This window comes from Candidatus Hydrothermales bacterium, assembly GCA_039630235.1.
GTDB lineage: Bacteria > Hydrothermota > Hydrothermia > Hydrothermales > JAJRUZ01 > JBCNVI01.
Map to the genome: position 1 here is coordinate 1 of JBCNVI010000064.1, position 567 is coordinate 567.

General features: G+C 41.6%; 1 protein-coding gene. It reads left to right on the top strand.

Going from position 1 to position 567, the window contains the following annotated elements; translation table 11 throughout:
- On the top strand, nucleotides 1–567 hold a 567-nt coding region (locus tag ABDH49_09320), incomplete at both ends, for an SBBP repeat-containing protein (GenBank protein MEN3047137.1).

Consider the following 567-nt stretch of genomic DNA (forward strand, 5'->3'; position numbering starts at 1 on the left):
GATGCATTTATATTAAAATTCACGAATGCAGGAGCAAGGCAGTGGGCTACTTATTATGGGGGAAGTGGGAGTGATTATGCAAATTCAATTTCAACAGATGGAGGTGGAAATGTTTTCGTGGCTGGGGAGACTAATTCAGCTAATTTTCCGACCTATAATCCAGGTGGAGGTGCATATTTTCAGGGAAGCAATGCGGGGGGTGAGGATGCATTTATTTTGAAGTTTGAGGGAGAGAGAATGCTTACGCAGAGTTGGGCTGTGTCAACGGTAATAGTAGAGCCTGGTTCAAGTGGCAATACAGTAAATATAAAACTGACATGGAACGATGGAGTACCTTGGCAAGCATATGGTATATCTTCTTGGACATTTAGGGTGACGGGAGTAGGAGTTACGGTAACGGGTGTAAGTTTACATCCAACTATTGCTCCGGGCTTTAATATTCTTTTAAATCCGATATCAGGTGGATATGAGGTTTTGATATATAGTAAATCACCAACAATTTATTTAAGTGATGCTGGGGGTGGACAGGCGTCGTATTTAGTAGCTATGGTAAGTTTTAATGCACCT